The organism is Rhodococcus sp. SORGH_AS_0301, from assembly GCF_030818285.1.
Lineage (GTDB): Bacteria > Actinomycetota > Actinomycetes > Mycobacteriales > Mycobacteriaceae > Rhodococcoides.
The window spans coordinates 1,801,752-1,816,154 of record NZ_JAUTAC010000002.1; the positions used below are offsets into that span (position 1 = coordinate 1,801,752).

At 68.5% G+C, this 14,403-nt stretch carries 11 protein-coding genes; 9 read left to right on the forward strand and 2 right to left on the reverse strand.

The window, feature by feature from the left end:
- Positions 1-139: 139 nt before the first annotated feature.
- Positions 140-1,771, forward strand: a complete 1,632-nt coding sequence (locus tag QE397_RS09145) for an ABC-F family ATP-binding cassette domain-containing protein (protein WP_027505305.1) — start codon at positions 140-142, stop codon at positions 1,769-1,771.
- A gap of 6 nt (positions 1,772-1,777) precedes the next feature.
- On the opposite strand, the gene QE397_RS09150 is transcribed toward QE397_RS09145, so the two are convergent.
- Together QE397_RS09150 and QE397_RS09155 are read right to left on the reverse strand one after the other, a co-directional pair.
- Positions 1,778-2,347, reverse strand: a complete 570-nt coding sequence (locus tag QE397_RS09150; RefSeq protein WP_027505306.1) for a TetR/AcrR family transcriptional regulator — start codon at positions 2,345-2,347, stop codon at positions 1,778-1,780.
- A gap of 134 nt (positions 2,348-2,481) precedes the next feature.
- Positions 2,482-5,286 carry an aconitate hydratase gene (locus tag QE397_RS09155; RefSeq protein ID WP_056445197.1) on the reverse strand — a complete coding sequence of 935 codons (2,805 nt, stop codon included), beginning with the start codon at positions 5,284-5,286 and terminating at the stop codon, positions 2,482-2,484.
- 379 nt (positions 5,287-5,665) lie between these two features.
- On the opposite strand from QE397_RS09155, the gene QE397_RS09160 reads away from it, so the two are divergent.
- From QE397_RS09160 to QE397_RS09195, 8 genes are all read left to right on the forward strand, one after another.
- On the forward strand, positions 5,666-6,235 hold the full coding sequence (locus QE397_RS09160) for a DUF6676 family protein (RefSeq protein ID WP_231476272.1): 570 nt from the start codon (positions 5,666-5,668) through the stop codon (positions 6,233-6,235).
- Positions 6,236-6,523: 288 nt separating this feature from the next.
- Positions 6,524-8,134 (forward strand): NlpC/P60 family protein, encoded by a 1,611-nt coding sequence (locus QE397_RS09165; RefSeq protein WP_373425220.1) that lies wholly within the window; start codon positions 6,524-6,526, stop codon positions 8,132-8,134.
- Positions 8,135-8,229: 95 nt separating this feature from the next.
- Positions 8,230-9,477, forward strand: coding sequence for a MoxR family ATPase (locus tag QE397_RS09170; RefSeq protein WP_307092945.1), 1,248 nt, complete (start codon positions 8,230-8,232; stop codon positions 9,475-9,477).
- A 2-nt stretch (positions 9,478-9,479) separates the two neighbouring features.
- Complete coding sequence (locus QE397_RS09175; RefSeq protein WP_082544467.1) at positions 9,480-10,484, forward strand: DUF58 domain-containing protein; 1,005 nt, start codon at positions 9,480-9,482, stop codon at positions 10,482-10,484.
- Entirely contained in the window at positions 10,481-11,476 is a 996-nt protein-coding gene (locus QE397_RS09180) for a VWA domain-containing protein (protein WP_027505310.1), read from the forward strand. Before QE397_RS09175 ends, QE397_RS09180 begins: the two co-directional genes overlap by 4 nt.
- A 108-nt stretch (positions 11,477-11,584) precedes the next feature.
- Positions 11,585-12,343 carry a 3-oxoacyl-ACP reductase FabG1 gene (gene fabG1 / locus QE397_RS09185; protein ID WP_037185384.1) on the forward strand — a complete coding sequence of 253 codons (759 nt, stop codon included), beginning with the start codon at positions 11,585-11,587 and terminating at the stop codon, positions 12,341-12,343.
- A gap of 68 nt (positions 12,344-12,411) precedes the next feature.
- Entirely contained in the window at positions 12,412-13,236 is an 825-nt protein-coding gene (gene inhA, locus QE397_RS09190) for an NADH-dependent enoyl-ACP reductase InhA (RefSeq protein WP_027505312.1), read from the forward strand.
- 63 nt (positions 13,237-13,299) lie between these two features.
- Entirely contained in the window at positions 13,300-14,352 is a 1,053-nt protein-coding gene (locus QE397_RS09195; protein ID WP_307092949.1) for a ferrochelatase, read from the forward strand.
- The last annotated feature ends 51 nt before the right edge of the window (positions 14,353-14,403 follow it).

Here is a 14,403-nt window from a genome sequence, read left to right on the forward strand (position 1 = left end):
CGTCGAACGTTAGCGGAGTCACGTCTGCGTGGACCGTGGGATCCCGCGGAGGCGTTAAAATGAGGGATTGCTGCGCAGTCGACTTCGCGCTGCGCCCGGTCTGCCACCGGACAACTACGACGATCGAGGAGTTCGCACCGTGATCACCGCCACCGACCTGGAGGTTCGTGCCGGCGTGCGTACTCTTCTGTCCGCTCCCGGGCCCGCCCTGCGCGTGCAGGCCGGCGACCGCATCGGCCTCGTGGGCCGCAACGGCGCCGGAAAGACCACCACTCTTCGCATTCTGGCAGGAGAGGGCGAGCCCTACGCCGGCTCGGTCACCCGCACCGGGGACATCGGTTACCTGCCGCAGGACCCCAAGGAGGGCGACCTCGACCTGCTGGCCAAGGATCGCGTCCTGTCCGCCCGCGGACTCGACACCTTGCTCCACGACATGGAGAAGCAGCAGGCGCTCATGGCCGAGGTGGCCGACGAGGATCGCCTCGACAAGGCCGTCCGCCGATACGGCGAGCTCGAGGAGCGTTTCGCCTCGCTCGGCGGCTACGTGGCCGAGAGCGAAGCGGCGCGCATCTGCAACAGCCTCGGACTTCCCGACCGTGTCCTGGCGCAGCCCCTGCGCACCCTCTCCGGCGGTCAGCGCCGCCGCGTCGAGCTGGCACGCATCCTGTTCGCGGCGTCCGACGGCAGTGGTGGTCGCTCGGCCACCACGCTGCTGCTCGACGAGCCCACCAACCACCTCGACGCCGATTCCATCACCTGGCTCCGCGGCTTCCTGCAGAGCCACGAGGGTGGGCTCATCGTCATCAGTCACGATGTGGAGCTGCTGAACGACGTCGTGAACCGCGTGTGGTTCCTCGATGCCGTCCGCGGCGAGCCGGACGTCTACAACATGAACTGGAAGAAGTACCTCGACGCGCGCTCGACGGACGAGCAGCGTCGTCGCCGCGAGCGTGCCAACGCGGAGAAGAAGGCCGGCGCTCTGCGCGCGCAGGCCGCCAAGATGGGTGCGAAGGCCACCAAGGCCGTGGCCGCCCAGAACATGGCCAAGCGTGCCGACAAGCTGATGGCGAACCTCGACGAGGAACGCGTGTCCGACCGGGTGGCACACATCCGCTTCCCCGAGCCCGCACCGTGCGGCAAGACGCCGCTCATGGCGTCGAACCTCACCAAGATGTACGGGTCCCTGGAGATCTTCGCGGGTGTGGATCTGGCCATCGACCGCGGTTCCCGCGTCGTGGTGCTCGGCCTCAACGGCGCCGGAAAGACGACGCTGCTCCGCATCCTCGCCGGCACGGAGAAGAGCGACTCGGGCCAGATCGAGCCCGGTCACGGTCTACGCATCGGCTACTTCGCCCAGGAACACGACACCCTCGACGACATGGCGTCGGTCTGGGAGAACGTGCGGCACGCGGCACCGGACACCCCGGAGCAGGAGCTGCGGTCGCTGCTCGGTGCGTTCATGTTCACCGGCCCGCAGCTCGAGCAGCCGGCCGGCACTCTCTCCGGCGGTGAGAAGACGCGACTCGCGCTCGCCGGCCTGGTCTCGTCGGCGGCCAACGTGCTGCTGCTCGACGAGCCGACCAACAACCTCGACCCGATCTCGCGTGAGCAGGTCCTCGAGGCGCTGCGGAGCTACAAGGGCGCCGTCGTGCTGGTGACGCACGATCCGGGTGCGGCCGAGGCACTGTCTCCCGAACGAGTGATCCTCCTGCCGGACGGCAACGAGGACCACTGGTCGCAGGACTACCTCGACCTGATCACGCTCGCCTGAGTCGGCTCACGGCCGATCGCGACGGACCGACTCCTCGACCAGATCGAGGACGGCCGACAGATTCTCGGTGCCCTGGCCCGACGCGATGCGGGTCACGAGACCGTCCATGACGAGGTCGAGGTATCCCAGCAGTACCGCGGTGGGCACGTCGTCCCGCAGTCGGCCCGCAGACTTCTGACGCTCGAGACGTGACAGGACGGCGTCCTGCAGCTCGACCGAGCGCTCCGACCACCCGGCCCGGAACTCGGCGTCGGTCTTGAGCCGTCGGGCGATCTCCAGACGTGTACCGAGCCAGTCGAACTGGTCGGGAGCGGCCAGCATGTCCCGCATCACCTGGACGAGCCCCTGCTCGGCGGCGACGTCGGCCATGCGGCGCGCGTCGTCGCGGGCGAGCGCGAGGAACAGCCCGTCCTTGTCCTTGAAGTGGTGGAAGATCGCTCCTCGCGAGAGCGAGGTGGCCTCCTCGAGTCGCCGCACCGTGGCGCCCTCGTAACCGTATTCGGCGAAACAGCGGCGCGCGCCGTCGAGGATCTGACTTCGGCGCGCCGCGAGATGGTCGTCACTGACCTTCGGCACTCGGTGCTCCTGTCGTGTGCTGGGGACATCGTGCTGATCGCAGAACGCGCACGACCGAACCGGCGATACACGCGGTATCGCGGCGCGGTCGTGCGCGTTCTGCTCCCCTCACGGGGCAGTGATCACTGCGGTGATCAGCCGATCATGTTGCGCAGCACGTACTGCAGGATGCCGCCGTTGCGGTAGTACTCCGCCTCGCCGGGGGTGTCGATGCGGACCACGGCGTCGAACTCGACGGCAGAGCCGTCTTCCTTCGTCGCGGTGACGTGCATCGTCTTCGGCGTGCGGCCCTCGTTCAGCTCGGTGATGCCCGAGATGTCGAAGGTCTCGGTGCCGTCGAGCTTCAGCGACGCCGCCGACTCGCCGGCGGGGAACTGCAGCGGGACGACGCCCATGCCGATGAGGTTGGAGCGGTGGATGCGCTCGAACGACTCGGTGATGACGGCCTTGACGCCGAGCAGGCGGGTGCCCTTGGCAGCCCAGTCACGCGAGGATCCGGAGCCGTACTCCTTGCCGCCCAGGACGACCAGCGGGATGCCGGCGTTCTGGTAGTTCTGCGACGCGTCGTAGATGAAGGCCTGCGGGCCACCGTCCTGCGTGAAGTCGCGGGTGTAGCCACCCGAGACGTCGTCGAGGAGCTGGTTGCGCAGCCGGATGTTCGCGAACGTTCCGCGGATCATGACCTCGTGGTTGCCGCGACGCGAGCCGAAGGAGTTGTAGTCCTTGCGCTCGACACCGTGCTCGTCGAGGTACTGCGCAGCAGGCGTTCCTGCCTTGATGTTGCCGGCGGGGGAGATGTGGTCGGTGGTGACCGAGTCTCCGAGGTACGCCAGCACGCGCGCACCGGAGATGTCCGTGACGGCTTCCGGGTCCTTGGGCATGCCGTCGAAGTACGGGGGCTTCCGCACGTAGGTCGACTGCGGGTCCCACTCGAACGTCTTGCCGTCCGGGGTGGGCAGTCCGCGCCAGCGTTCGTCGCCCTTGAAGACGTCGGCGTAGCCCTTGGTGTACATCTCCTTGGAGATGGACGAGTCGATCGTGTCCTGGATCTCCTTGGGCGAGGGCCAGATGTCCTTCAGGAAGACGTCGTTGCCCTCGTTGTCCTGACCGAGAGCGTCGTGCTCGAAGTCGAAGTCCATGGTGCCGGCCAGCGCGTAGGCGATGACGAGCGGCGGGGACGCCAGGTAGTTCATCTTCACGTCGGGGGAGATGCGACCCTCGAAGTTGCGGTTACCGGACAGGACCGCGGTGACCGTGAGGTCGTTGTCCTGGATGGCCTCGGAGATCTTGGGATCGAGCGGTCCCGAGTTACCGATGCACGTGGCGCAGCCGTATCCGACGAGGAAGAAGCCGAGCTTCTCCAGGTACGGCCACATGCCGGCCTTGTCGTAGTAGTCAGTGACCACCTGTGAGCCCGGCGCCATCGAGGTCTTGACCCACGGCTTGCTGGTCAGACCCTTGTCGACGGCCTTCTTGGCCAGCAGGGCAGCGCCGAGCATGACCGACGGGTTCGAGGTGTTGGTGCACGAGGTGATCGACGCGATGGCGACGGCGCCGTGGTCGAGGACGAACGAGCCCTGCTCGTCCGAGTCGACGCGCACCGGGTTGGTCGGGCGACCCTCGGCGTTGCCGGCGGCGGAGTGCAGCGGAGCCGCATCGTCGTCGGCGAAGGACAGCGTGGCCGGATCCGAGCCCGGGAACGTCTCGTCGAGTGCCTCGTCCAGCTTCGACGGGGTGGCGTCGACGTCCTCGCCGCCCACGTAGTTGTGGATGTCCTTGCGGAACGCGATCTTGGACTCCGACAACAGGATTCGGTCCTGCGGACGCTTCGGTCCGGCGATGGACGGCACCACGTCGCCGAGGTCGAGCTCGAGGTACTCGGAGTACGTCGCCTCGTTCTCGGGGTCGTGCCACATGCCCTGTTCCTTGGCGTACGCCTCGACGAGCGCGAGCTGCTCGTCGGAGCGTCCGGTCAGGCGCAGGTAGTCGACGGTCTCCGAGTCGATCGGGAAGATCGCCGCGGTGGAACCGAACTCGGGGCTCATGTTGCCGAGCGTCGCGCGGTTGGCCAGGGGGACCTCGGCCACACCCTCGCCGTAGAACTCGACGAACTTGCCGACGACGCCGTGCTTGCGCAGCATGTCGGTGACGGTGAGCACGACGTCGGTCGCGGTGACGCCGGGCTTGATCTCGCCGCTGAGCTTGAAGCCCACGACACGGGGGATGAGCATGGAGACGGGCTGGCCGAGCATGGCAGCCTCGGCCTCGATGCCGCCGACGCCCCAGCCGAGCACGCCGAGGCCGTTGACCATCGTGGTGTGCGAATCGGTGCCGACACACGTGTCGGGGTAGGCCTGACCGCCCCGCACCATGACGGTGCGGGCGAGGTGCTCGATGTTGACCTGGTGCACGATGCCGGTGCCGGGCGGGACGACCTTGAAGTCGTCGAACGCACCCTGGCCCCACCGCAGGAACTGGTAGCGCTCACCGTTGCGCTGGTACTCGATGTCGACGTTGCGCTCGAAGGCGTCCGCGCGGCCGAACACGTCGATGATGACGGAGTGGTCGATGACCATCTCGGCCGGAGCGAGCGGGTTGACCTTCTCCGGGTCGCCGCCGAGAGCGGTGACGGCCTCACGCATGGTCGCGAGGTCCACGATGCAGGGGACACCGGTGAAGTCCTGCATGATCACGCGGGCCGGCGTGAACTGGATCTCGATGCTCGGATCGGCGGACGGGTCCCACGCGGCGATCGCGTCGATGTGGTCCTTGGTGATGTTCGCGCCGTCCTCGGTACGCAGGAGATTCTCCGCGAGGACCTTGAGGGCATAGGGCAACTTCTCGGTGCCGGGGACGGCCTTCAGGCGGAAGATCTCGTACGAGTTCTCTCCGACCTCCAGCGTTCCCTTGGCGCCGAACGAATCGATACTTGCGGTCACGTCAGCTCCACTCGTCTTCTGGGCTGCCGTCGACGGGGCTGTGTCGACGGCGTGGCGAGAGCGGGCGGACATCGCCGTGGGTGAGGGTGCACCCGGGTGGCGTCGAGGCCGCCGCAGTCTCGGTGTTTCGATTCTAACAGTACGCTTGTCCTGTGAGAACGAGTGGCCGAATCGCCGTGTCGCTCTCACCGTGGTGCGCACTCATCGTTCCCCGGCGGCGTTCCGGGCGCAACGAAGGGCTGCCTCCGTGCACCTCGGTGCGCCTCGGACTCGGCGACGGTCCCGTCCCGTAGGGTCCCGCTCGACGGCGCACACACTTCGACCATCATCGCCTCGCGATCCACCGCATCGCCTCGCGATCGACGACAACGGACGGACGATGTCTCTCTCTCCTCTCCCGGCCCTACCGCTGAGTGATCAGCCGCTGGTCGCCCTCCCGATGATCAGCGAGGTGCCGACGTTCGTCGACCTGCAGGCGACCCTCGCCGACGTCGCGGACGACGGGGTGGCCGCGCCGGGTCAGGACGTCGTCGGGCTCGAGGGTGTCGTGGCGCGCGCCGGCGAGCACGGTATCGACCTGAGCATCGTCGTGCTCGACGCGCCGGCGCCGCTCGATTCGCAGCTCCGCGATCTCGCCACGTCAGTCGGTGCCACCGACGGTGGGACGGTCCTCGTGATCGGTCCGGGACAGGTCGGCACGTTCAGCGACTCGATCGATCGCGTGACGCTCGAAGCGGGTCAGGATCAGGCGTACACCGGCAACGCGGTGCAGTCCGCGGACAACTTCCTCGACGTGCTCGTCGAGCCCGGCCCACCGTGGACCGGCATCACTCTGGGCCTCGTTCTCGTGGTCGTCGCCGTGCTCGGCGGCACCTGGTGGGTGAACGAACGCCGTCATCGTTCGGGAGATGTCACCGATCGAGAGGCCGTCACGCCCGACGGGCAGTGACCGTTCCCAAAAAAGTCTCAACGAATCTTTCTCGGACAACGTCCTGATCAGCGCGGATGCGGTCGGCGGAATGACACATGTGTCATTTGTGACTGGAGTTCCTTAAGCGTTCGAAGTGTCGTACGGTTCGCATGGCACTGCTTGGGGAAGAAGTGTCGCAGAGGGGCTGATCGTTGCTCCCGGGTCGGCCGTTGTCGGCTGTGGTCCGGGATCCTGTCACGCTGCGTCGTGTCCTCCCCACGCGTGCGGTGGGTGAATCCGCACTGCGGACGTGAGGGAGACGAACAGGTGAAGCGATACTCCGGAGGTCGACGGCACGTCGGTCGATCGCGGGCTCTGCGTCGCACGATCGGGGGCGCCGTCGTCGCGACGACGCTGCTGCTGTCCGGGACGGGGTTCCTCGCACCGAGTCTCGCGTCCGCCGTGCCGCCGCCCCCGCCCAATCCCTCCGACTCCGACATCGCCGCCGCCGGTGCGCGCGTGGGGGACCAGCTCGGACGAGTCGGTCAACTCATCGACCAGGTCGCCTCGGCCAACCAGCAGCTCGCCGCGATCGACGCGCAGGTGGCCGTCAAGCGCGAGGACGTCAACAAGGCCCTCGTCGACCTGCAGAACGCTCGCACCGTCGCCGACGCCGCCGCCGCGGCCGTCGGCATCGCGCAGCAGGCCCTCCGCGACGCCGGCCAGATGATCTCCGACGCGCAGAAGAAGTTCGACGCCTTCGCCGTCACCGACTACGTCAAGGGCACCGGGTCCGCCGGTGTCTCCTCACTGCTGGACGCGCAGGGGCCGCAGGACGTGCTCGATCGCGCGCAGATCCTGCGGATGCTGTCCGCCAAGCAGAACGCCACCCTGGACAGCCTGCAGCGGGCGCGTACCGAGGAGGCCAACCGAGACTCCACCGCACGCCAGAGCAAGATCGAGGCCGACCGTGCCTCCGCGGAAGCGGACGCGAAGAAGGACGAGGCGGAACAGGCCATCGCCGCGGCCGTGACCGCACAGCAGGAGCAGGCAGCGCAGAAAGCGGCCGTCGAGGCACAGCGGGACAGCGCCTCCGCCGAGCTGGAGCAGGCGCGCAACGACGCCGCGGGGCTCGAGGGACAGCGCGACGCGTACTCGCAGTGGGACCAGCAGCGTCAGGCGGAGGAAGCCGCCGCCGCGGCAGCCGCGCAGGCAGCGCAGGAGGCAGCGGTGGCCGCGGCCGCCCGGGTGGCCGCGAACCAGGCCGCCGCCGATCGTGCCGCAGCGTTGGTGGACGGGGAACGCGACCACACCGACCTGACCGGATCGACGTCGAGCGGCACGTCGTCCGGTACCTCGTCCACCGGCAGCACGTCGTCCGGTACCTCGTCCTCGGGCGGCACGTCCTCGGGTACCTCGTCGTCGGGAAGCACGTCGTCGGGCAGCACGTCGTCGGGCAGCACGTCGTCCGGCGGCGGTCGCGGGACCGCCACCAAGGATCCGTCGCTCACCGGGTCCGCAGCCATCGAACTCGTCATCGACCGCGGCATGTCCGTGTTGGGCACCCCCTACTCGTGGGGTGGCGGCAACGAGAACGGGCCGACCAAGGGCATCCGTGACGGCGGTGTCGCCGACAGCTACGGCGACTACAACAAGGTGGGCTTCGACTGCTCCGGCCTCATGATGTACGCCTTCGGTGGACTCGGGATCTCGCTCCCGCACTACACCGGCTACCAGTACACGGCCGGCAAGCAGGTGCCGTCGTCCCAGATGCGCCGCGGCGACATGATCTTCTACGGTCCGGGCGCCTCGCAGCACGTCGCCCTCTACCTCGGTGACGGCAAGATGCTCGAGGCTCCGCAGTCGGGATCGGTGGTGAAGGTGTCGCCCGTCCGTTTCGACGGCATGACGCCGTACGCCGTCCGCATGGTGGAGTGACACCCCGTCCGAGCAGCTAGAACGTCATGTGTCCTCGCCACCTGCAATAGTGGTGCTCGGCAGCAGAGTCCGGGTAGAAAGCGGTGGTTCCACAGGTGACGTCACGAGAGACCGACACGACCGACATCTCTCGGGACGTGCAGACGCTCGAGAAGGCCGTCTACGAGGTCAAACGCGTCATCGTCGGTCAGGACCGACTGGTCGAACGCATCCTCGTCGGGCTTCTCGCACGTGGGCACGTCCTGCTCGAGGGTGTTCCCGGTGTGGCGAAGACGTTGGCGGTGGAGACGTTCGCGACGGTGGTCGGGGGCTCGTTCTCCCGCGTGCAGTTCACGCCCGACCTGGTGCCCACCGACCTCATCGGTACGCGCATCTACCGTCAGGGCAAAGAAGAATTCGACACCGAGCTCGGCCCGGTGGTCGCGAACTTCGTGCTCGCGGACGAGATCAACCGAGCTCCGGCCAAGGTGCAGTCGGCTCTCCTCGAGGTGATGGCCGAGCGCCACGTCTCCATCGGTGGTCACACGTACCCCATGCCGGATCCGTTCCTGGTCATGGCGACGCAGAACCCCATCGAGAACGAGGGCGTGTACCCCCTTCCCGAGGCGCAGCGCGACCGCTTCCTGTTCAAGATCGTCGTGGACTACCCGACGGTCGAGGAGGAGCGCGAGATCGTCTACCGCATGGGCGTCGCGGCACCGAAGCCCAAGCAGATCCTCGACCCGGTCGAGTTGGTGCGCCTCCAGAACGTCGCGGCATCCGTGTTCGTCCATCACGCTCTGGTCGACTACGTCGTGCGCGTCATCGCCGCCACCCGTACTCCGCGCGACGTGGGCCTCGACGACGTGGCCGGCTGGATCGCCTACGGCGCATCACCCCGTGCGACCCTCGGCATCATCAGTGCCTCCCGTGCGCTGGCGTTCCTGCGTGGACGGGACTACGTCGTGCCGCAGGACGTCCTCGACGTGGTGCCGGACGTGCTGCGGCACCGTCTCGTGCTCTCGTACGACGCCCTGGCCGACGAGATCACGCCCGAGCAGATCATCACGCGCATCCTGCAGACCGTGGGTCTGCCGCAGGTCGGCGCCCAGCCGGTCCAGCAGCAGGCGCCGGCTCCCCAGCACAACGGACCCTTGCAGAACGGACCCCAGCAGAACGGACCCCTGCAGAACGGCCCCCAGCAGCAGGGACCGGGCGGACCGCAGCAGTTCCAGCCCGGACCCCCGCAGCCCGGTCCCGACGGACCGTCGCAGCAGGGTGGCCCCCAGCAGAACGGTCCCCAGCAGGGTGGCCCGGCGCCGTGGATGCAGAAGCAGACCCCCGCGACCGATCCCACGCGGTGACCATGGCGTCACCCACGGGTGACCGGCCCGGTGATCCGGTGTTCGGCGCGCCCGCCGTGCAGCAGTCGTTGCGCGGTGCGCCCCCGTCCTTCGCCTCGGGATCGCTGGAGGACCCTCGGTTGTCGGCTGCGCTGCGCACCCTCGAGCTGACCGTTCGTCGGCGCCTCGACGGCGTTCTGCACGGCGATCATCTGGGCCTCATCCCGGGCCCGGGTTCCGAGCCGGGCGATGCACGCGAGTATCAGCCGGGCGACGACGTACGTCAGATGGACTGGTCCGTCACCGCGAGGACGACGCACCCCCACGTTCGGCAGAGCGTCGCGGACCGCGAGCTCGAGACGTGGATGGCGATCGACCTGTCGGCCTCCCTCGACTTCGGCACCGCGGGGTGCGAGAAGCGGGACCTCGCCGTCGCGGCCACATCGGCCATCGCGCATCTGACCAGTGGCGGCGGCAACCGCATCGGCGCCGTCGTCGCGACGGGCGAACGCGTCGTCCGGGTCCCCGCGCGGGGCGGTCGGGCGCACATCCAGTCCCTGCTCCGCACCGTGGCCACCACACCGCACGCACCCGACGGCACCCGCGGCGACTTCGTCGGCGCCATCGACGCTCTGCGACGGCCCGAACGTCGACGCGGCATGGTGGTCGTCGTCAGCGACTTCCTCGGTCCGACGGACTGGGAGCGTCCGCTCCGCGCCCTGGCGGCCCGCCACGACGTGCTGGCCGTGGAGGTCGTCGACCCCCGCGACCTCGAGCTGCCGGATGTCGGTGACGTGGTGTTGCACGACCCGGAGACGGGACGGACGCGGGAGTTCAGCACGACACCCCGGTTGCGGGAGGACTTCGCGGCCGCCGCTGCGGCGCACCGCGCGAACGTCGAGAAGATCCTGCGTGGCTGCAGCGCGCCTCGGCTCACCCTGCGGACGGACGGCGACTGGATCGCCGACGTCGTCCGCTTCGTGTCCCGGCGACGCCACGGCGCGAGCATGGGAGCGAGTACGCGGTGAGCCTGTCCGATTTCTCGTCACCCTGGTGGCTGCTCTTCCTCCTCGTGGTCGCGGGCCTGGTGGTGGCCTACGTGCTCGCGCAGCGCCGCCGTCAGCGCAACACCATGCGCTTCACCAACATGGAGTTGCTCGAACGCGTCGCACCGCAGCGCCCCGGACTGGTGCGCCACGTCCCCACGGCGCTCGTGCTCGTCGGGTTGCTCTTCCTGACCGTCGCCCTGGCCGGACCGACGTCCGATCAACGGGTTCCGCGTAATCGGGCGACGGTCATGCTGGTCATCGACGTGTCGTTGTCGATGGAGGCCACCGACGTCCAACCGACGCGACTGGCAGCGGCGCAGGAGGCCGGCAAGCAGTTCGCCGACGGCCTGACTCCCGGCATCAACCTCGGACTCGTCGCGTTCGCGGGCACGGCATCGGTGCTGGTCTCACCGACCACCGATCGTGAGGCGACGAAATCGGCCATCGATCGGCTGCAGCTGGCCGAGCGGACCGCCACGGGCGAGTCCATCTTCACGGCGATGCAGTCGATCGAGACACTCGGCGCGGTGCTCGGTGGATCGGACGCGGCGCCGCCGGCACGGATCGTGCTGCTGTCCGACGGCAAGCAGACCGTTCCCGAGAACCCGGACGACCCGCGCGGTGGGTACACGGCGGCCCGCGAGGCGGAGACGAAGGGGATCCCGGTCTCCACCATCTCGTTCGGCACCAGTTACGGCACGGTGGACATCACCGACGAGCAGGGCGACACCCAGCGCGTCGCGGTGCCCGTCGACGACCCGTCGCTCGAGGAGATCGCACGCCTGTCGGGTGGCAACTTCTTCACGGCGTCGAGTCTCGAGGAACTCACCGAGGTGTACGACACGCTCGAGGAGCAGATCGGCTACGAGACCACCCGCGGTGACGCGAGTCGGCCCTGGTTGATCGCCGGAGTGCTGTTCGTGTCGGCGGGACTTGTCACAGCATTGTCACTACGCCAGCGAGTCCCCTGACACGCATCGGTAAAGTACGCGCGGGTCGAGGCGATCGACGACGTCCGTGATCGCCCACCGACTGGCCGTTGCTGCGAGCAGCACCCCCGAGAGAGAAGGTTCATCCGTATGTCCTCTGCGCCCGAGTCCGCGACACCCGACGCGACGGCCGGCGGGGGATTCGTCTCCCGGTCCGTGCTGGTCACCGGCGGTAATCGGGGCATCGGCCTGGCCGTGGCCCGCCGACTCGCCGCGGACGGCCACAAGGTCGCGGTCACGCACCGCAGCTCGGGTGCACCGGACGGACTGTTCGGGGTGCAGTGCGATGTCACCGACACCGCGTCCGTCGATGCCGCGTTCACCGAGGTGGAGAAGCATCAGGGCCCCGTCGAGGTGCTCGTCGCCAACGCGGGCATCACGGACGACACCCTGCTGATGCGGATGACCGAGGAGCAGTTCACCTCCGTCATCGACGCCAATCTCACCGGCGCGTTCCGGGTGGCCAAGCGAGCGAGCCGCTCGATGCTGCGGGCACGCTTCGGACGGTTCGTCTTCCTCGGTTCCGTCGTCGGTCAGGCCGGCGGACCCGGCCAGATCAACTACGCGTCCTCCAAGGCGGGTGTCGTCGGCATGGCGCGCTCGCTCACCCGTGAGCTGGGCTCGCGTTCGATCACCGCGAACGTCGTGGCACCCGGGTTCATCGAGACCGACATGACGGCCGAGCTCGACGACAAACTCCGGGACACCGCGCGCGAGTACATCCCGCTGAAGCGACTCGGTACTCCCGAGGACGTCGCCGCGGTGGTGAGCTTCCTCGCGTCACCCGATTCGAGCTACGTCTCCGGCGCGATCATCCCGGTCGACGGCGGTATGGGCATGGGCCACTAGCCCACCTCGTCCCGACTCCCGCCCGATCGACTCGGGCCCACCAGACTTCACACGAAAGGCACACGCACATGGGCGGACTGCTCGAAGGCAAGACCATCCTGATCACCGGGATCATCACCGACGCGTCCATCGCGTTCCACGCGGCCAAGGTCGCGCAGGAGCAGGGCGCCAAGGTCGTCATCACCGGGTTCGACCGGCTGCGACTGATCGACAGGATCGCCCAGCGACTGCCGGAGCCCGTGCCGCCGGCGATCGAGCTGGACGCGACGAACGAGGAGCATCTCGCCGCACTCGCCGGTCGCATCTCCGAGGTCGCTCCGGAGGGCATCGACGGCGTTCTGCACTCCATCGCGTTCGCTCCGCGCACCCTGATGGGCCCGGGGTCCAAGCCGTTCCTGGAGGGACCGGGTCCCGACGCCGCCGCCGCGTTCCAGATCTCTGCCTGGTCCTACGCCTCGCTCGCACGCGCCGTGCTCCCCGTCATGAACGAGGGTGGATCGATCGTCGGCATGGATTTCGATCCGCGCACGGCGATGCCGTTCTACAACTGGATGGGCGTGGCGAAGGCTGCGCTCGAGTCGGTCAACCGCTACGTCGCCCGCGAGGTCGGCGAGGCCAAGAAGGTCCGTTCCAACCTGGTCGCCGCGGGCCCTATCAAGACGCTCGCCGCCAAGGCCATCGCGGGTACCGCGACGGGTGACGCGGACAAGATGAACCAGCTCAACGAGTACTGGAACGGTGCGTCCCCGATCGGCTGGAACTTCAACGACCCGACGGCCGTGGCCAAGTCGATCTGCGCGCTGCTGTCGGACTGGCTGCCGGCGACGACCGGGTCGATCGTCTACGTCGACGGCGGCGCGAGCCACAACACCTGGCTGCCCGAGAATCTCTGACATCTCGCCTCGATCCGAGCATCCTCTCGGGTCCACCGAAACGGGTTCCGGCACAATGGCGTCATGACCTATGACGCGCTTCTGCTGCTGTCCTTCGGTGGGCCCGAGGGGCCGGACGAGGTGCGGCCGTTCCTGGAGAACGTCACCCGTGGCCGCGGAATCCCGCCCGAACGCCTCGATGCCGTCGCCGAGCACTACCACCACTTCGGTGGGGTCTCGCCGATCAACCGACTCAACCGCGAGATCATCGCCGCGGTCGAGACCGAGTTCGCGCTCACGGGCATCGATCTGCCGATGTACTTCGGTAACCGCAACTGGCATCCCATGGCGGAGGACACCGTCGCCGCGATGCAGGCCGACGGCGTGCGCAACGCGCTGGTGTTCCCCACCTCGGCCTGGGGCGGGTACTCGGGCTGTCGGCAGTACCACGAAGACATCGCCCGCGCCCGTGCCGCCGTGGGGGAGGGCGCTCCGCAGCTCACGAAACTGCGGCAGTACTACGACCATCCGCTCATGGTGGATGCCTTCGCCGACGCGATCCGCGCGGCGATCGGCAGGCTTCCGGCGGATCGCCGGGCCGGTGCTCGCGTGGTCTTCACGGCGCACTCGGTGCCCGTCTCGGCGGACGAGGCCGCGGGTCCGCCGTCGGCGGGCGGCCACCTCTACAGCCGTCAGGTCACCGAGGCGTCCCGATTGTGCGCCGCCGCAGCAGGTGTCGACGAGTTCGACGTCGTGTGGCAGTCCCGGTCGGGACCGCCGCAGATCCCGTGGCTGGATCCCGACATCTGCGATCACCTCGAGGCCCTGGCGGAGACGGGCGTCGACGCCGTGGTGATCTGCCCGGTCGGGTTCGTCTCGGATCACCTCGAGGTGGTGTGGGACCTGGACACCGAGGCGGTCGAGAAGGCGCAGGAACTCGGCATCGCTCTCGAGCGTGCCGGCACCCCGGGTGCGGACCCTCGATTCGCGCGGCTCGTGCGCACGCTCGTAGAGGAACGCACCGTGGGCACCGCGCCGCTGCGTCTGGGTTCCGAGCCCGCCTTCGGGACCACCGTCGACGGAACGCCGTGCAATCCCGGCTGCTGTGAGCCCCCGGTGCGTCGCCGCCCGGCCTGACAGCTCGAACATCCCGGGAACCACCCACCCGCGAGTACGCCGAAAGTGTCG

Bases quoted from the DNA above. Each gene is read 5' to 3' on its own strand.
- QE397_RS09160 (WP_231476272.1), top strand. From the start codon at position 5,666: ATGTCTCTCTCTCCTCTCCCGGCCCTACCGCTGAGTGATCAGCCGCTG.
- QE397_RS09175 (WP_082544467.1), top strand. From the start codon at position 9,480: ATGGCGTCACCCACGGGTGACCGGCCCGGTGATCCGGTGTTCGGCGCG.
- fabG1 (WP_037185384.1), top strand. From the start codon at position 11,585: ATGTCCTCTGCGCCCGAGTCCGCGACACCCGACGCGACGGCCGGCGGG.
- inhA (WP_027505312.1), top strand. From the start codon at position 12,412: ATGGGCGGACTGCTCGAAGGCAAGACCATCCTGATCACCGGGATCATC.
- QE397_RS09195 (WP_307092949.1), top strand. From the start codon at position 13,300: ATGACCTATGACGCGCTTCTGCTGCTGTCCTTCGGTGGGCCCGAGGGG.